Annotated in this window: 16 protein-coding genes; 11 read left to right on the top strand and 5 right to left on the bottom strand. The window is 56.6% G+C overall.

The window, feature by feature from the left end; all coding sequences use genetic code 11:
* Positions 1–268: 268 nt before the first annotated feature.
* Both QLG03_RS20715 and QLG03_RS20710 read left to right on the top strand, forming a co-directional pair.
* Positions 269–526, top strand: coding sequence for a hypothetical protein (locus QLG03_RS20715; RefSeq protein ID WP_023288627.1), 258 nt, complete (start codon positions 269–271; stop codon positions 524–526).
* A complete protein-coding gene (locus tag QLG03_RS20710; RefSeq protein WP_004142688.1) occupies positions 523–738 on the top strand; it encodes a hypothetical protein in 216 nt (71 codons plus the stop codon). Before QLG03_RS20715 ends, QLG03_RS20710 begins: the two co-directional genes overlap by 4 nt.
* A 134-nt stretch (positions 739–872) precedes the next feature.
* Here QLG03_RS20710 and QLG03_RS20705 read toward each other — a convergent pair whose 3' ends face one another.
* Positions 873–2,300, bottom strand: a complete 1,428-nt coding sequence (locus tag QLG03_RS20705) for a PLP-dependent aminotransferase family protein (RefSeq protein ID WP_044521273.1) — start codon at positions 2,298–2,300, stop codon at positions 873–875.
* An 88-nt stretch (positions 2,301–2,388) separates the two neighbouring features.
* Here QLG03_RS20705 and QLG03_RS20700 point away from each other — a divergent pair, with 88 nt between their 5' ends.
* Positions 2,389–3,003 (top strand): membrane protein, encoded by a 615-nt coding sequence (locus tag QLG03_RS20700; RefSeq protein WP_032453862.1) that lies wholly within the window; start codon positions 2,389–2,391, stop codon positions 3,001–3,003.
* 44 nt (positions 3,004–3,047) lie between these two features.
* Here the strand turns inward: QLG03_RS20700 and QLG03_RS20695 are convergent, their stop codons facing one another.
* A complete protein-coding gene (locus QLG03_RS20695) occupies positions 3,048–3,896 on the bottom strand; it encodes a nickel/cobalt efflux protein RcnA (protein WP_032453863.1) in 849 nt (282 codons plus the stop codon).
* A gap of 164 nt (positions 3,897–4,060) precedes the next feature.
* On the opposite strand from QLG03_RS20695, the gene QLG03_RS20690 reads away from it, so the two are divergent.
* The gene (locus QLG03_RS20690) at positions 4,061–4,333 is read left to right on the top strand and encodes a metal-sensing transcriptional repressor (protein WP_004204767.1); all 273 of its coding nucleotides are present in this window, start codon (positions 4,061–4,063) and stop codon (positions 4,331–4,333) included.
* Between the two features lie 62 nt (positions 4,334–4,395).
* On the opposite strand, the gene QLG03_RS20685 is transcribed toward QLG03_RS20690, so the two are convergent.
* Both QLG03_RS20685 and ugpC read right to left on the bottom strand, forming a co-directional pair.
* On the bottom strand, positions 4,396–5,955 hold the full coding sequence (locus tag QLG03_RS20685; RefSeq protein WP_048334184.1) for an EAL domain-containing protein: 1,560 nt from the start codon (positions 5,953–5,955) through the stop codon (positions 4,396–4,398).
* 235 nt (positions 5,956–6,190) lie between these two features.
* Positions 6,191–7,300, bottom strand: coding sequence for a sn-glycerol-3-phosphate ABC transporter ATP-binding protein UgpC (gene ugpC, locus QLG03_RS20680; protein ID WP_023288632.1), 1,110 nt, complete (start codon positions 7,298–7,300; stop codon positions 6,191–6,193).
* Between the two features lie 354 nt (positions 7,301–7,654).
* Here ugpC and QLG03_RS20675 point away from each other — a divergent pair, with 354 nt between their 5' ends.
* The 6 genes from QLG03_RS20675 to QLG03_RS20650 all read left to right on the top strand — a co-directional run bounded on the left by QLG03_RS20675 (position 7,655) and on the right by QLG03_RS20650 (position 14,793).
* Positions 7,655–8,887, top strand: a complete 1,233-nt coding sequence (locus QLG03_RS20675; RefSeq protein ID WP_117128683.1) for a maltodextrin ABC transporter substrate-binding protein — start codon at positions 7,655–7,657, stop codon at positions 8,885–8,887.
* Positions 8,888–8,949: 62 nt separating this feature from the next.
* Positions 8,950–10,257 (top strand): sugar ABC transporter permease, encoded by a 1,308-nt coding sequence (locus QLG03_RS20670; RefSeq protein WP_255988416.1) that lies wholly within the window; start codon positions 8,950–8,952, stop codon positions 10,255–10,257.
* A 10-nt stretch (positions 10,258–10,267) separates the two neighbouring features.
* Positions 10,268–11,119 carry a sugar ABC transporter permease gene (locus QLG03_RS20665; RefSeq protein ID WP_255988414.1) on the top strand — a complete coding sequence of 284 codons (852 nt, stop codon included), beginning with the start codon at positions 10,268–10,270 and terminating at the stop codon, positions 11,117–11,119.
* Positions 11,120–11,123: 4 nt separating this feature from the next.
* Positions 11,124–12,326, top strand: coding sequence for an arabinogalactan endo-beta-1,4-galactanase (locus tag QLG03_RS20660; RefSeq protein WP_048296878.1), 1,203 nt, complete (start codon positions 11,124–11,126; stop codon positions 12,324–12,326).
* A 30-nt stretch (positions 12,327–12,356) separates the two neighbouring features.
* On the top strand, positions 12,357–14,414 hold the full coding sequence (locus QLG03_RS20655) for a beta-galactosidase (protein WP_255988411.1): 2,058 nt from the start codon (positions 12,357–12,359) through the stop codon (positions 14,412–14,414).
* 64 nt (positions 14,415–14,478) lie between these two features.
* Complete coding sequence (locus tag QLG03_RS20650; protein WP_023288637.1) at positions 14,479–14,793, top strand: glucose PTS transporter subunit EIIB; 315 nt, start codon at positions 14,479–14,481, stop codon at positions 14,791–14,793.
* Positions 14,794–14,929: 136 nt separating this feature from the next.
* On the opposite strand, the gene QLG03_RS20645 is transcribed toward QLG03_RS20650, so the two are convergent.
* Positions 14,930–16,201 carry a maltoporin gene (locus QLG03_RS20645; protein ID WP_023288638.1) on the bottom strand — a complete coding sequence of 424 codons (1,272 nt, stop codon included), beginning with the start codon at positions 16,199–16,201 and terminating at the stop codon, positions 14,930–14,932.
* Positions 16,202–16,471: 270 nt separating this feature from the next.
* On the opposite strand from QLG03_RS20645, the gene QLG03_RS20640 reads away from it, so the two are divergent.
* A complete protein-coding gene (locus QLG03_RS20640) occupies positions 16,472–17,542 on the top strand; it encodes a LacI family DNA-binding transcriptional regulator (RefSeq protein ID WP_023288639.1) in 1,071 nt (356 codons plus the stop codon).
* Positions 17,543–17,625 lie beyond the last annotated feature (83 nt).

Raw genomic sequence — 17,625 nt, 5'->3', positions numbered from 1 at the left:
CCCGGTCTTTATTCCTGCTATATTTAATACCTGATACAGATCACATATTATTTTTTGTTGCTAAAACAACCCGTTTTTATTCCATAATATTGACTTGTCATAAATCTGAAATGCTACTGCAATATTAATGTCATTTTCGTGTCATAAATAAAGCGCATCTTATTACTGGGAATTTGTTGCCAGATCCATGCTATAAAATATATCTCTGGATCAGCATGTTAACTTCGTGTATTAATTATGATGATTTTATTGCACGGGAAGCGTAGCTATGACCACAGTGGTTTTGAATGTAAAAATTGACGCTGAGTTAAAAGAGAAGTTGCGTCATTATGCGGAAGTGAATAACGAGAACCTGGGTACGGCAACGGAAAAGCTGCTGCAGCTGGCTTTTCAGCTGGAGGCATCAGCAGGTGAGGCGGGGGTGACGGAAGAGGACATTGACAGCCAGCATACCGAAGAGGAAGCGACGCCATTAACCCCTAAAGAAATCAAAGCATTAAGAAAACTTCTGAAGAAGAAAAAATGAAACAACAATTCTCTACAGCCAGCAACTATAGCGAAGCCTGCGATATGTTGCGCTCAGGATACGTAAAACACGTTCGCCTGAACTGGAATATCGGTAGTGATGAGTTCTTTCGCATTGCCTCCGACTGGTGTGACACCGGCGCTAAAATTAAAAAAGATGAAGATGGCTTTATTATTTCCCTGAAAGGGTTTCCTATTCCGCGCCAGCATTAATGAAATTGCCTTATTTCCGTCACCGGGTTGCCATAACCAGATGGCAGGATACTCAGGCAATTTTATAAAAACATCTCATATACCTCATGGATGACGGACTTTTGACGGGCTGAAGCCAGCCCGTCGATATTTTCTTATATTATTTTCCGCAAACGCGTATTTTCCCGCTGTTCTGCAAGGCTATGCCACAATGGTTGTAGCGTGGAGAAGGCCTGGCGTAATGCTTCGTCCGGCAAGGTAAACGGCAGACGTAAATAGCGATCGAACGCGCCCTCCAGACCAAACCGCGTGCCGGTGCCGATATGGATCCCCTGGCTTTCCGCCCGCGCAGAGAACAGGGTGGCCAGCATGTCAGGGAGTTCCACCCAAAAAGAGAGTCCGCCTTCCGGTGGCGTAAAGCGCCAGCGGGGAAAATACTCTTTCATCAGCACTTCGCACATGTCCCGGCGCGCCTGCAGCATCTCCCGTCGCGGCGGTAGCAGCGTGGCGGCGTTTGCCAGCAGCCAGCTGCAGGCCAACTGCTCCAGCAGCGGCGTACCCAGGTCCAGAGAGTCGCGGGCCTGAATCAGCGAGGCGATCGTTCGCGCGCTGGCGCGGATCCAGCCGATGCGCAGTCCCCCCCAGAAACTTTTCCCGGCCGAACCGATAGTGATCACCGCGGCGTCGGGATTAAAGCAGGCCAGCGGCGGCGGGGGCGGGGCGTTATACCAGAGGTCGACCATGGTCTCATCGATCACCAGCGTTGTTCGCGTCCTGGCCGCGATGTCCGCGACCCGCTGGCGGGTAGGGGCATCCATACAGCGCCCGGTAGGGTTGTGAAAATCCGGCATCAGCCATGCCAGACGCGGCGCGGTCTGCGCAATGGTCGCCGCTAATCCATCACAGTCCCATCCCTGCTGGGGGAGTGCGACCCCGACGGGCCGGCAGGAGGCGCCCTGAATGGCGCTGATGGCCATTGGATAGGTCGGGGCGTCAATGACCACCCGGTCACCGGGGCCGGTGAACAGACGCAGGATCAGCGCGAAGGCGCTGAGCGCGCCGTTGACCACCATCACTTCATCGGGCCGCGTCGGCAGGCCACGTTCGCTGTAGCGCCGGGCAATCGCCTCCCGCAGCACCGGGAGCCCCTGCTGATCGTAGCCGGTCTGGGTGAGATAGGGCGGCAGCAAGGTCATGGCGTGCTGGAAGGCCTGATGGACCTCCGGACCGGCGCTGAGGGCAGCGGTAGAGAGATTGATCGTCGAGGGGGTCGCAGAGTGCGGCGGCAGATCGGCAGGGCGTTCCGGCAAGACAATGCGCGACCCGCTCCCCTGGCGGCTATGGAGAAACCCCTCCTCCCGCAGCTGGCCGAGGGCGCTGGCGATGGTCGTCCGGCTGACGTTGAGGGCTGCCGCCAGCTCGCGCTCGCCGGGCAGGCGCGTCTGTAGCGTCAGACGGCCATCGAGGATCAGCAGGCGGAGCGCTTCCGCCAGCTGGCGCCATAGCGGTGTGCGGGAACTGGACTCCTGCCAGTTGCCAAGCAGGCGTACCAGGGACTGTGTTCCAAAGCGTCGGGCTGACATAGCGATCCACTTTTCCAAAACTGGCCATTAATTATCAGTCCATTTTTGCTGATGATGAGGGCATTCGCAATGATGTTGAGGAAAAAATATGCTTCGTCGCCTGCTGCAGTTATATATCGGTCTGGTGCTCTACGGCGTGTCCACGGCGCTCTTCGTGCATGCTAATCTCGGCGCCGATCCGTGGGACGTTTTTCATCTTGGGGTGGCTAAACAGCTGGGGATCAGTTTCGGGACCGTGATTATCCTGACCGGCGCCGCGGTGCTGCTGCTATGGATCCCGATTCGGCAGATGCCGGGGCTCGGCACGGTGAGTAATGTTATCGTGCTGGGACTGGCGGCGGACGCCACGCTGGCCGTCCTGCCTCCGCTGGAGTCGCTGGTGGCGCGCAGTGCGCTGCTGGTGGTGGCGATTGTGATGAACGCTATCGCCACCGGGATGTACATTGGCGCGGGCTTTGGCCCGGGTCCGCGCGATGGCCTGATGACCGGCCTGCACGCTCGCACCGGCTGGTCATTGCGCGGTATCCGTACGGCGATCGAGCTCTCCGTGCTGCTGATTGGCTGTCTGCTGGGGGGCAAGTTTGGCGTCGGAACCGTCATTTACGCGCTGTCGATTGGGCCGCTGATCCAGCTGTGCCTGCCGTGGTTCAGCCAGCCCGTCCGCCGCCGGGCGGTCAGCACTCCCCGGGAGAGCGTCTCCTGAAGGGAACCCGCGCCCTCGTCGTCAAGAAGAGGGCGCATTGTGGTTTACAGGCCGCTCAGGCCATGAAGCATCATGTAGATCCCCACCACAATAATCAGTAAGCCTGAGATCCAGGGCGCTTTGCGCGAGATGTCGTTAAGCCATGGCCAGCGGCGGGTGGCATGTTTTATGCTCAGGGCGGCGATAGCCCCGGAAGCCACCAGCGTCAGCGCCAGACCGACGCTAAAGCCGAGTACCAGCGTGGCGCCCAGCGAGAATTTCTTCAGCTGTAAACAGATAAGCAGCACGGTAATGGACGCCGGGCAGGGGATCAGCCCGCCGGTCAGGCCAAACATCACAATCTGCCCGGTCGTCACCTGGCGGCCATCGAAGCGCCGGTTAATCTCCTGAGCATGGGCCCGCTGATGCGCGTCCTGCCACTCCTCCGCCACCAGCGGCGCGCCAGGGGAGTGAGAATGATGGTGGTCATGATGTTCATGATGATGATGGTCATGGTCATGGTCATGGTCATGGTCGTGCCCGTGCTGAGGATGATGGTGGTGGGCGTGGGGCCGCGATTCGCGCCAGGTGCGCCAGAGCATCCAGCAGGCAATCAACACAATGACAATCCCCGAGATCAGCTGAAACCAGGGCTCAGAAGTCTGGGCGTTCCAGCCGCGGCCAAACCACAGGCCGGCCATGGCGATCAGCCAGACCACCGCGGTATGCGAGACCGTCGCCGCCAGCCCCAACAGAACCGCCTGCTTTAAGGTTCCCCGTACCGCCACGATAAAGGCGGCCATCATCGTTTTTGAGTGGCCGGGTTCGAGGCCGTGCAGCGCGCCGAGCAGTATCGCGCTGGGAATAAACAGCCAGGCATTGCCCTGCTGCAGAAGGGAAGTGAAATCGTTCATATCGGGATCCTTGCCAAAAGTGGCTCTATGCTACTCCCCCCCAGTAGTAAAATACTACCCCCCAGTAGAAAAAGAGGCTGATAAAAGGGATCATGCTATGCTGGCAAGCGTTGCCGGCGTCGAAGGTCGGGCAATGACGGCAGAATAAAACGGTGGATCGCGCAATGTCACACACAGTGAGAGACAAAAAGAAGTTACTGACCCGGCTGAAGAAAATTCAGGGGCAGAGTACCGCATTAGAGAAAATGCTTAATCGCGAGCATGAGTGCGCTGAGGTGCTACAGCAGTTGGCGGCGATCCGCGGCGCGGTCAATGGCATGATGCTGCAGGTTATCCAGGGGCATCTGACCGACCATGTGGTGAAAGAGCCAGATGAGACGCAGCGTGAAGCGGATCTGGAGACGGTGATGCAGGTGATTAAATCCTATCTGAAGTAGCCTCCGGCAGAGGGCGGCGAAGAGGCTGCGCCCGCTGACCTTCTGCGCAGGCTGCCTGCCGCTTAATGCGCATGGAGATTATCTTCCGCCCACTGAATAAATGACTCTTTTGGCAGCGCTTTGCTGTACAGCCATCCCTGGGCGTACTGAACGCCATGCTGTCGCAGCCAGTCGCGCTGGCTTTCGGTTTCCACCCCTTCGGCGACGGTGGTCAGATTGAGCGCCTTGGCCATTTCAATAATGTGCGGCGTCAGCGGCCGGTACTCGAGGGTATCGACAAAGGATTTATCGATTTTCAGCGTGTCGACGTCCAGTTTCTGCAGATAGCTCAGACTGGAGTAGCCGGTACCGAAATCGTCAATCGAGATCCGATGGCCAGCCTGACGGTAGTGAGCGATCACCGGCATGGTGGTCTCCGGGTCGACAAACCCGCGCTCAGTGATCTCAAGGATGATCTGTTCGGCGGCGATCCCCCAGTGCTGCAGCTGATCGTGTAACAGCGTGGGCAGGGTGGGAGAGCGTAAGTCATCCACCGACAGGTTGATGGAGATATGCACTTCCGGCCGCTGCCTCAGCCAGGGGCCCAGATCGGCGAAAATTTTCCTGACGATATCTTCCGTCAGCTGGGTGATCAGTCCGGTCTGCTCGGCCAGGGGAATAAAGATATCCGGCGATAAATAGGTACCGTCGGGTTGCTGCCAGCGCGCCAGCGCTTCGGCTCCGGCGATTTTCCCGTCCTGCAATGAAATAATCGGCTGATAGTGAACCTGAATCGCCTGGGAATGGAGGGCGTCCAGCATACTGTTACGCGGTGAACGCAGGTGTCTCAGCAGGCGCAGCAGCAGCCAGGTGGCAAGCAGGCTGGTGAAGATGCCGGCCGGGAGCCAGAAGATCAACTGCTGTCGTATGTGCTGCTGCAGCGGCAGGGTGGATGACCAGGTCACAATGCCGGATCCCAGCTCGGGAATGCGCTGGATCCGGTAGACCGTATTATCCAGGGTAAGCATATTCAGGTGCGGGTCTTTAATCCGTTGCCAGGCCTTCGCCGGCAGCGGCTGGCTGCTGATCACCATTTTCAGATGGTCCAAACCAAACAGCATGCTATGGATCTTCTCCTCGCTGACGGGCGCCACATCAATGAAGGAGATGGGATCGATCATTACCATATGCTGCTGGCTGGCCATGGCCGTCATCTGGTGATTGAGGCCAAGATCGTTAATCGAGGTCAGCCAGGTGCGATAGCCGTCGGAGGCAATGTGGTCCGGTGGCGGGAAGGTCACCGCGACGCTATGGTCTTCCAGGGAGGAGCATTGCGGCACGGAATCCTGCAGCCAGAGCACTTCCTGAACGTAGCGGTGGGTATAGGCGATCCGGCGGAGCATGAGCAGATGTTCAGGGCTACAGGACGAGGCTGTATGTGCATCGGCCTCCCGCAGCGCTTCCCGGGCCTGATCGGCGACCTGCAGCGTGCGGACGACGATGCGGTTGGAATAATCATCCAGTTCACGATAGAACTGCATTTTGGCCTGCCGCGCCGCCTGCCAGATGCTGAGCGAGATGGGCAGGATGATGGCCAGTATCAGCACCCCTGTAAACAGCGCCATCAGATGCCGGGTCCTCATGCCTGTGTCCTTATCGTTCGCCGGGTGTCATCAGTATATGCGAAAGATAAACCGGGCGCAGTGGGAGAAATCGCGCTGTGCGGGGAAAAAAACCGGCATCACAATAGCCTGCGATGCCGGGAGAGAAGGATGATTCCGATGCAGCAGAATAAAAATGAGGGTGTGAATGCCGGGCAGGATGTATTCCGGCATTCAGTCGCAGCATACGCTGCGCAGATGACAGCAATATGTTGGCTTAGTGCGCGTCTGGCGCCGTGATATCGGCGCTGATGCGCAGATCGTTCTCATCAAACACCATGCAGAAGCGGTCATCGAAGGCCAGATTAATCTTCTGCCACGGGCGGAAATGGACGTCGCCGGGCAGCAGAACCTTGACGTTATCGTGACCATAGCACTGGCCGAACAGGTAGGTATTGTTGCCCAGACGTTCCACCACTTCACATTGAAACTCCACCACGGTACCGGTGGAGACTTCAGGCGTGAGATGCTCTGGCCGGATCCCCAGCGTTACCGCGGCGCCGGGGTTAAGCGGTTGGGTGGCAACGTTCAGGGTGAGCTGATGGTCCTGGGCGAGGGTGACCGTTAAACGCTCTGGCTGCCAGTCGCTGACGGTGGCGGGTAAAAAGTTCATCTTTGGCGAGCCGATAAAACCGGCGACGAATTTGTTGACCGGATTGTAGTAAAGCGCCATCGGCGAACCCATTTGTTCAACCTTTCCGTAGTTCATGACCACGATTTTATCAGCGAGAGTCATCGCCTCCACCTGATCGTGCGTGACATACACCATGGTGGTCTTCAGCTCCTGGTGCAGGCGGGCAATATGCAGGCGCATATCGACGCGCAGTTCCGCGTCGAGGTTAGAAAGCGGCTCATCGAACATAAACACCCGGGGATTACGCACGATAGCGCGGCCAATGGCCACGCGCTGCCGCTGGCCGCCGGAGAGCTGCTTCGGTTTACGGTCCAGCAGGTGAGAGAGCTGCAGCGTTTTGGCCACCATTTCCACCTGGCGACGGATCTCCGCTTTCGGCACTTTATTCACCTTCAGCCCGTAGCCCATATTCTCCGCCACCGTCATGTGTGGGTAGAGCGCATAGGACTGAAAAACCATCGCCACGCCGCGGCGGGCGGGGACCACATCGTTCATCACCTCATCGCCGATCAGCACTTCCCCGTCGCTAACCTCTTCCAGCCCGGCAATCATACGTAACAGCGTCGATTTTCCACAGCCGGAAGGGCCGACGAAGACCGCAAACTCGCCATCTTCAATATCGAGATTGACCTGGTGCAGCGTCACCGTGCTGCCGAACCTTTTGGTGACATTCCTCAGTCGTATATTGGACATCCACATTCCCCGAAGTGAGTAGCCGTTGTTTGCCGTTGGCGTGTCGCTGATTTGAGTGAAATTGTATTACGTGTAACAAAACAGCGTGACGATATTCAACAGCGCTAAAATCATGTCCTGACTATAACTTCCGCGGATTTTGCGCCATACAGCAGCGTTTCATTTCTGCAAGGATGATCACACAACTGGTAGCTTATGGTAGTTTTATCCCCAATCAAAGCGTAGCGTATAACAAAAGCGAATCAGCGTCTGTTTTCTATGTAACAACGCAGTTTGAAATGATTTTTTTTCTAACTGTCAGATGTAATTCAAATAAAAACCATTAAATTGTTATACCTTCACATGAGGTTGATAATGAAAAAGAACACGCTTGCTGCACTGATCCTTACCACCCTCGCGGCGGGGCAACTTACCAGCCTGCAGGCGCATGCCGCCGGGCAGCTCAACGTTTGGGAAGACATTAAAAAATCCACTGGCATCAAAACCGCGGTCAGCGATTTTGAGAAGCAGTACAACGTGAAGGTCAATCTGCAGGAGATGCCTTATGCCCAGCAGCTGGAAAAGCTGCGCCTCGACGGCCCGGCGGGCATTGGGCCGGACGTGCTGGTGATCCCGAATGACCAGCTCGGCGGCGCCGTCGTTCAGGGGCTTCTCTCGCCGCTCAACGTCGAGCAGGTGAAACAGGATGCCTTTACGCCAGCCTCTATCAATGCCTTCCGCATGGACAACGCGCTGTACGGCATCCCGAAAGCGGTGGAAACCCTGGTGCTTATCTACAACAAGGACCTGATCGACAAGCCGCTGGACAGCCTGCAGGCCTGGCTGGACTACTCGAAGACCCAGCGCGAGCAGAACAAATACGGCCTGCTGGCGAAGTTTGATCAGATCTACTACAGCTGGGGAGCCATTGGCCCGATGGGCGGCTATATCTTCGCGAAGAACGACGGCGGCGGTTTCAACCCGCAGCAGGTGGGGCTCAATACTCCCGGCGCCGTGGAAGCCGTGACCTTCCTGAAAAAATTCTATGCCGAGAAGGCTTTCCCTGCAGGGATCCTCGGCGATAACGGGCTGAACGCCATTGATTCGCTGTTTACCGAGAAAAAAGCGGCGGCGGTGATCAACGGCCCCTGGGCCTTCCAGCCGTATGAAGCCGCCGGTATCAACTATGGCGTGGTGCCGTTGCCGACCCTGCCGGACGGCAAGCCGATGAGCTCCTTCCTCGGCGTTAAGGGCTACGTGGTATCGACCTGGAGTAAAGACAAGGCGCTGGCGCAACAGTTTATCGAGTTCATCAACCAGCCGCAGTATGTAAAAGCCCGCTATGTCGCCACCGGCGAAATCCCGCCGCTGAAGGCGATGATTGACGACCCGGTGATTAAAAATGACGAAAAGGCCAGCGCCGTCGCCGTACAGTCGGCGCGGGCGATGGCCATGCCGGGCATTCCGGAGATGGGGGAAGTGTGGGGGCCGGCTAATGCCGCGCTTGAACTGAGCCTCACCGGCAAGCAGGCGCCGCAGGCCGCGCTCGATAACGCGGTGAAACAGATCAAGATGCAGATCGAAGCGATGCAGGCCAGCAATCAGTAATTTACCGTCACGTGAAGTCACCGAGCGGGAGGGGGACCTCCCGTTTGTAGAAGGAGTCGAGTGTGAGCATCCATTCCAGCGAAAATTTTAGCGACGCGCGCGGGCCCGGGCGCCATGCGTGGTGCGGCCTGCTGCTGGCAATCGTGCCGGGTTTCGGCCAGTTTTATCATCGCCAGTGGCTGAAGGGTCTGGTCTTCCTGGTGTTGTTGAGCAGCTTTCTGGGTATTTTTTATGACTTCCTGCGCGAGGGGCTGTGGGGGCTCTATACCCTGGGTGAAGAGGTGCCCCGGGATAACTCTATCTTCCTGTTAGCGGAGGGGATTATCAGCGTGCTGATCGTCGCTTTTGGCGTGCTGATCTATGTTCTCTCGCTGCGGGACGCGTGGCTGAACGGCAAAAAACGCGATGAGGGGGGCGCGCTGAACAGCGTGCGTAAGCAGTACCAGATGCTGCTGAGCGATGGCTTCCCGTACCTGATGATCACGCCAGGCTTTATTCTGCTGGTCTTTGTGGTGATCTTTCCCATTCTGTTTGGTTTCGCCATCGCCTTCACCAACTATAACCTGTACCACACGCCGCCGGCGAAGCTGGTGGACTGGGTGGGCCTGAAAAACTTCGTCAATATTTTCACCCTCTCCATCTGGCGCTCCACCTTCCTGGATGTGCTGCAGTGGACCGTGGTGTGGACGCTGCTGGCGACCACCCTGCAGTGTACGGTGGGCGTGCTGTTGGCGATTCTGGTGAACCAAAAAGATCTGCGCTTTAAGCCGCTGATCCGCACTATCTTTATTTTGCCGTGGGCGGTGCCGGGGTTTGTCACCATCCTCGTCTTTGCCGGGATGTTCAATGACTCCTTCGGGGTGATTAACAACGCGATCCTGTCATTCTTCGGCATCAGTCCAAAGGCATGGCTGACCGACCCGTTCTGGACCAAAACCGCGCTGATCATGATGCAGACCTGGCTTGGCTTCCCGTTTGTCTTTGCCATGACCACCGGCGTGCTGCAGGCGATCCCGGACGATCTGTATGAAGCGGCGACGATGGACGGCGCCAGCGCCTTTACCCGCCTGCGCACCATCACCCTGCCGCTGGTGCTGTACGCGATCGCGCCGATCATCATCACCCAGTACACCTTCAACTTTAATAATTTCAACATCATTTATCTGTTTAACAACGGCGGCCCTGCGGTGGCGGGATCTAACGCCGGCGGGACGGATATTCTGGTGTCGTGGATCTATAAGCTGACGATGTCCTCGTCGCAGTACGCCATCGCGGCGACCATCACTATCCTGCTGTCGATCTTCGTCGTCGGCCTGGCGCTGTGGCAGTTCCGCGCCACCAAATCCTTCAAAAATGACGACATGGCGTAAGGGAAGCAACATGGCTCAATCACCCAGTATTAAACGCGAAAAGTGGATCCGACTCTCTCTCACCTGGCTGGTGGTTATCCTGGTCTCGGTGGTGATTATCTATCCGCTGGTCTGGACCGTCGGGGCGTCGCTGAACGCCGGCAATAGCCTGCTGAGTACCTCGATCATTCCGGAAAATCTGTCGTTCCAGCACTATGCCGATCTGTTCAATGGCAATGTGAATTACCTTACCTGGTACTGGAACTCGATGAAAATCAGCTTCCTGACCATGGTGCTGACCCTGATTAGCGTCAGCTTTACCGCCTACGCCTTCTCCCGCTTCCGCTTTAAAGGGCGGCAGAACGGGCTGATGCTGTTCCTGCTGCTGCAGATGATCCCGCAGTTTTCCGCGCTGATTGCCATCTTTGTGCTGTCGCAACTGCTTGGCCTGATTAACAGCCATCTGGCGCTGGTGCTGATCTACGTCGGGGGAATGATCCCGATGAACACCTGGCTGATGAAGGGGTATCTCGACGCGATCCCCAAAGATCTGGATGAGTCCGCCCGCATGGACGGCGCCAGCAGCTTTCGCATCTTTATCGAGATCATCATGCCGTTGTCGAAGCCGATCCTCGCGGTGGTGGCGCTGTTCTCCTTCACCGGCCCGCTGGGGGATTTCATCCTCTCCAGCACCATCCTGCGTACCCCGGATAAATACACCCTGCCTATCGGTCTGTATAACCTGGTGGCGCAAAAAATGGGGGCCAGCTACACCACCTACGCGGCGGGGGCGGTGCTGATTGCCGTGCCGGTCGCGATCCTCTATCTGGCGTTACAAAAATACTTCGTCTCCGGCCTGACCTCGGGCAGTACTAAAGGATAAGCACATGAAAAGATTTACACCCGCATGGCTTGCGGTTTGTCTGGCATGCAGTTTTTCCCCCCCTTCGCTGGCGGCGGACGCGCTTGAAACCCGCGCCTTTCAGGGCATGCCGGCGGACTTTATTAAAGGCGCGGATATCTCCACGCTGCTGGATGCTGAAAAGCACGGGGCGACCTTCTACGACCAGAATAACCAGCGTAAGGATCCGATCGCCATTCTGAAAGAGAACGGCGTCAACTATGTTCGCCTCCGCCTGTGGGTGGATCCGCAATCGGCAAGCGGCGAGGGCTATGGCGGCGGGAATAACGATCTGGCCACGACCCTGGCGCTGGCGAAACGCGCGAAAGCCCAGGGAATGAAGCTGCTGCTCGACTTTCATTACAGCGATTTCTGGACCGATCCCGGCAAGCAGTTCAAACCGAAGGCCTGGGAAAAGATGGATTACCCACAGCTGAAAACGGCGATTCATGACTATACCCGGGATACCATCGCCCGCTTTAAGCAGGCGGGCGTCCTGCCGGATATGGTGCAGATCGGCAATGAGATCAATGGCGGTATGCTGTGGCCGGAAGGGAAAAGCTGGGGGCAGGGGGGCGGAGAGTTCGACCGGCTGGCTGGTCTGCTGAACGCGGCCATTGATGGCCTGAAGGCGAACCTGCACAACGGCGAACAGGTGAAAATCATGCTGCATCTGGCTGAAGGGACCAAAAACGATACCTTCCGCTGGTGGTTTGACGAAATAGAGAAACGCCATGTGCCGTATGACGTGATCGGTTTGTCGATGTACACCTACTGGAACGGGCCGATCAGCGCCCTGAAGGCCAATATGGATGACATCAGCAAACGCTATAACAAAGACGTTATTGTCGTCGAGGCGGCCTATGCCTATACCCTGGCCAATTGCGATAACGCGGAAAACAGTTTCCAGGCCAAAGAGGAAAAGGATGGGGGATATCCCGCCAGCGTGCAGGGACAATATCGCTATATCCACGATCTGATGCAGGCGGTCATCGATGTTCCCGACCAGCGCGGCAAAGGGATTTTTTACTGGGAGCCCACGTGGATTGCCGTTCCGGGAAATACCTGGGCCACCCCGGCGGGGATGAAATATATCCATGACGAATGGAAAGAGGGCAATGCGCGTGAAAATCAGGCGCTATTTGATTGCCAGGGAAAAGTATTGCCGTCGGTAAAAGTATTTAATTAATTTTTTGTCGTTCTTTTCAGGAAGTTTATTATGAATAAATTTGCACCTTTACATCCAAAGGTTAATACGCTGCTGCATGGCGCAGATTATAACCCGGAGCAATGGGAGAATGACCCCGATATTATTGATAAAGACATTGCCATGATGCAGCAGGCAAAATGCAATGTGATGTCGGTGGGAATATTTAGCTGGGCGAAACTTGAGCCGCGCGAAGGGGTATTTGATTTCGCCTGGCTGGATACTATCCTCGATAAACTGTATGCCGCCGGCATTCATGTTTTTCTGGCCACGCCGAGCGGCGCGCGTCCGGCGTGGATGTCACAGCGCTATCCGCAGGTTCTGCGGGTGGGGCGCGATCGGGTGCCGGCCCTGCACGGCGGCCGTCACAACCACTGTATGTCATCGCCGGTGTATCGTGAGAAGACCCTTAAAATCAATACCCTGCTGGCGGATCGCTATTCTGCGCACCCGGCGGTGCTGGGCTGGCATATTTCCAATGAATATGGCGGCGAATGTCATTGCGAGCGCTGCCAGACTCGCTTTCGCGACTGGCTGAAGGCGCGGTACCAGACCCTGGAGAATCTCAACCAGGCCTGGTGGAGCACTTTCTGGAGCCATACCTACAGCGACTGGTCGCAGATTGAATCGCCTGCGCCGCAGGGCGAGGTGTCGATCCACGGCCTGAATCTGGACTGGCATCGCTTTAATACCGCCCAGGTGACCGATTTCTGCCGCCATGAAATCGCCCCGCTGAAGGCGGCGAATGCCGCCCTACCGGTGACCACCAACTTTATGGAGTATTTTTACGATTACGACTACTGGCAGCTGGCGGAGGTGCTGGACTTTATCTCCTGGGACAGCTATCCGATGTGGCACCGCGACAAAGACGAAACCGCGCTGGCCTGTTATACCGCGATGTATCACGACATGATGCGCAGCCTGAAGGGCGGCCAGCCGTTTGTGCTGATGGAGTCCACGCCGGGCGCCACCAACTGGCAGCCGACCAGCAAACTTAAGAAACCGGGGATGCATATTCTCTCTTCGCTGCAGGCGGTGGCGCATGGCGCCGACTCGGTGCAGTATTTCCAGTGGCGCAAGAGCCGTGGTTCGGTTGAGAAATTCCACGGCGCGGTGGTCGACCACGTTGGGCATATTGATACCCGCATTGGCCGTGAAGTCAGCCAGCTCGGCGAGATCCTCAGCAAGCTGCCGGCGGTGAGGGGGTGTCGCACCGAGGCGAAAGTGGCGATTATCTTCGACCAGCAGAACCGCTGGGCGCTTGATGACGCCCAGGGGCCGCGCAATTTGGGTATGGAGTATGAGAAGACGGTCAATGAGCACTACCGTCCGTTCTGGGAGCAGGGCATCGCCGTCGATGTGATTGACGCCGACGCTGATTTAACGCCGTACCGGCTGGTGATTGCCCCGATGTTATACATGGTGCGCGACGGCTTTGCCGGGCGGGCGGAGGCGTTCGTCGCCAGCGGCGGCCATCTGGTGACTACCTACTGGACCGGCATCGTCAACGAGTCCGATCTCTGCTATCTCGGCGGCTTCCCGGGCCCGCTGCGCAATCTTCTGGGCATCTGGGCGGAGGAGATCGACTGTCTGAATGACGGCGAGTTTAATCTGGTGCAGGGCCTGGCCGGGAATCAGTGCGGACTTCAGGGCCCCTATCAGGTGCGCCATCTCTGTGAACTGATCCATACCGAAAGCGCGCAGACGCTGGCCACCTACCGGGATGATTTTTATGCCGGAAGGCCAGCGGTGACGGTGAACGGCTTCGGGAAAGGTAAAGCCTGGCATGTGGCCTCCCGCAACGATTTGGCCTTCCAGCGCGACTTTTTTGCCGCCCTGTGCAAGGAGCTGGCGCTGCCGCGGGCGATCGCGGCGGATTTACCGCCCGGAGTGGTGGCCACCGCGCGCACCGACGGTGAGAGTACGTTTGTCTTCCTGCAGAACTACAGCGCGCAAAGCCATACCCTGAGCCTGCCGCCAGGGTATCGGGATTGCCTGACCGACGCGGCGGTGTCGGACCCGCTGACCCTGTCAGCATGGGATTGCCGTATTCTCCGTCGCCACGCGTAATCCTTTTTCTCCACGCCTGCTCTGCCGAGCAGGCTTTTTTTTATCTATTACCCTGGAGTTTATGATGGTGAGTTTAAAATCTTTCCTGCACTATTTCTCGCCTGCGCGTCCGGCACAGCCGTTAAGCGAAGCGGAAAAACAGCAAATCGAGGCGCTGATTCAGGCCTTCGGCGGTGAAGCGAATATTACCCAAGTGGACGCCTGTATTACCCGTCTGCGGGTAACGGTTCGTCATCTGGCGGCCGTGGACTCTGACGCATTACAGCAGCAGGGCGCGCTGGGCGTCATTATTCTTGGTCAGCAGGTTCATGCTATTTTCGGTAAGCAGTCCGATGCGCTACGTCAATTGCTGGATGACCATTTTGCCGCGCGGAAATAAATAAAACGGGATAACCTGAAAACAGGTTATCCCGAAAATAAGACAAAGACAGCAGTGGCAATAATGATTACCGGAGGGTAATTAATGACCTTAGCGTTGGAGATATCAATAACGTATTTTTCTTACCAGAGCGATATTACCACCAGGCCTCAACCTGCACGCCGAAATTCCAGGTATTATTCGCCGTCTGGTCTTCAAATGGTTTACCATCTTCGGAATCATTCAGATACGACGCGAAAATACGTAATTCCGGACGTGACATAAAGTCCGGCCCGTCCGCCAGACCCAGCGCAATGGTATATTTCTCACCGGCCTGTTTGTAACTGGTGCCATTGTTGTAGCTGTCTTTCTGATAGAAACCGCCGACTTCGCCAATCAGGCGCACGTAGTCGGTGAACTGATACTGCCCGCGGGCGACCAGCGACAGCATCCGCGTTTTGTCGGTGTAGTCGGTAATATCATCCGCCGAGCCCCAGGTCAGAACGTGGTTGATGGAGAACTTCTCGGTAATGGGGATCAGACCGGTGTTAATCACGCGATAGCCGGTGGCGTCATTCACGTAGTTCCACATATCGTACCAGCCGCCGCCCTGGGAGACCATATTCTGCGCCAGCCCTTTGTTGGCATACTGCAGCACGGTTTTGTTATAGCCGCCCAGCATATCCTGACTGATTTCACCGGTTAGCATCACGCCATTTTCGGCATCGTACAGCCCGCCGTAGCTGTCCTGTTTTTTGGTGGTGTTCGGCATGGCGTAGTCGATGCCGAATTCGGTCCACGACCCGGACCACGGCTTCCATCCCGCATAGCGTAAATCGATATAGTTGATATTGACGTTGCTGTCGCCATCGACGCGATAGTCAACGTCGTTGGCATCGCCGCGGATCCACGCCAGCGAGACGGCGCCCGGGCCAAGGGTGTAGTTTTCCACCCCGGCCCCGGAGCCGGAAATGTTCCAGTATTTGGTATCGATGATGTGCAGATCGTGACGCTGATAGTAACGTTTGCCGCCCCAGATCACCGCATTTGGATCGCCCGGGATCAGCCCTTTGATCTGCAGATTCAGCTGACGTAAGCCGAACTGCGCGTCATCGTTCAACGTGGTTTCATTATCGTTAGAGCCATCGGAGACCATGCTGACCATGCTGTCGAGATAGAAACTGACATCATCTTTTTTGTAGACCTCGGAGCCCAATTCCAGTTCGCCATAGGTATCCGATTCGTTCCCCAACCGGCCCAGCTTGTTCTTTTGCCATTCCGCTTCGCTACCGTCGCCGGAGACCCCAACCCCGGCGCGCAAATAGCCATGAAAATCAACGGTCGGGATCGCAGCGGTAGCCGCAAAGGCGGAAGGGGTAATTAGCGCAGCGGCTAATGCTGTGGAAAGGGCGCGCAGTGTCGTATTCATCTCTATCCTCTTATTGTTTTGTATTACGTTCACATAACTGATGTCATAAAATGCCTAAATGTAACTTCAGGCAAACGAGATATGATTATTGTGTGACTAAGTGCAAATAATAACGCTGGTTTTTGTTGTGATGAGTGAGGTGATTCACAATTAACCTGGTTGTGAACGTAATACTTTTTGTGGTCTAATTTTGCGGTGAGAAGTGGCGGTGAGCGTTTTTTCAAATGGCCCCTGTTACAATCATGGGATAACAACATAAGGAACCGGACCATGAAGTCTAAAAGCGCTACTCTGGAAGACGTCGCACGTCATGCGGGTGTCTCTTACCAGACCGTGTCCAGGGTACTCAACAAATCTGCCAATGTATCCGAAGCGACGCGCCGCAAGGTGGAGAAATCGATAGAGGCTCTACGCTATGTGCCCAACCGGCTGGCGCAGCAGCTGGTGGGGAAGGAGAGCCAGACGGTGGGGCTGGTGACGATTTCGCTGGCCTGGCATGCCCCCTCCCAGGTGGCGGCGGCGGTAAAACGCTATGCCAACCTGGAAGGTTACCAGGTCCTGATTTCGATGATCGATGAGAGCGTCAACCAAAGCATCCAGGATTCCATCAATGAGCTGAAGTCTCAGCGGGTGGATAAGGTCATTATCAACGTGCCGCTGGAGACCGAACAGGCGCAGAAAATCGCCGCTGACAATGATGATATCGTCTGCCTGTTTCTCGATGTTGATCCCTACAGCTCCGTGTTTAACGTTTCGTTTAACCCGGCGGACGGCACCCGGGCCAGTGTCAAATATCTCTACGAGATGGGGCATCGGGAGATCGCGCTGCTGGCGGGGCCGGACAGCTCCGTATCGGCCAAACTGCGGCTGAAAAGCTGGCTGGAGACCCTGGATGGCTACGGTCTGAAGCCGGTGACCGTCCTGCACGGCAACTGGGATGCGCAAAGCGGCTACGCCGGCGCGCTGCAGATGCTGCGTGAAACGCCCAACTTCAGCGCTGTGCTGGTGGGCAATGACCAGATGGCGCTGGGGGTGCTCAGCGCCTTCCATCAGCATCAGGTGGCGGTGCCGGGAGAGAAATCGGTGATTGGCTATGACGATACCTACGAAAGCTCCTTTTTCTATCCGGCATTGAGTACGGTATCGCTGGACCTCGACCTGCAGGGTAAAGAGGCGGTGCGGCGGATCCTCGCCAGTACCAGCGGCGCGGCGCATACCTCATCCATCCTGCCGGCGCGCCTGGTGATTCGCCATTCCAGCGGCGCCAGAGTCGAGCAGGGGAAAGATCTGCAGGCCATCGCGGAGCAACTTCGCGCTATCGCCCACCGTCTGGCGCCCTGAAGCCAAAGGCGAGGAAACTCGCCTCTTTGTTATTACCCCTGATATAACCATGGTTGATCTTTGTCGTGGAACGGCGTAATTTA

The organism is Klebsiella sp. V115_8 (assembly GCF_029967715.1).
Lineage (GTDB): Bacteria > Pseudomonadota > Gammaproteobacteria > Enterobacterales > Enterobacteriaceae > Klebsiella > Klebsiella quasipneumoniae.
This window is presented reverse-complemented; position numbering and strand designations above follow the sequence as displayed.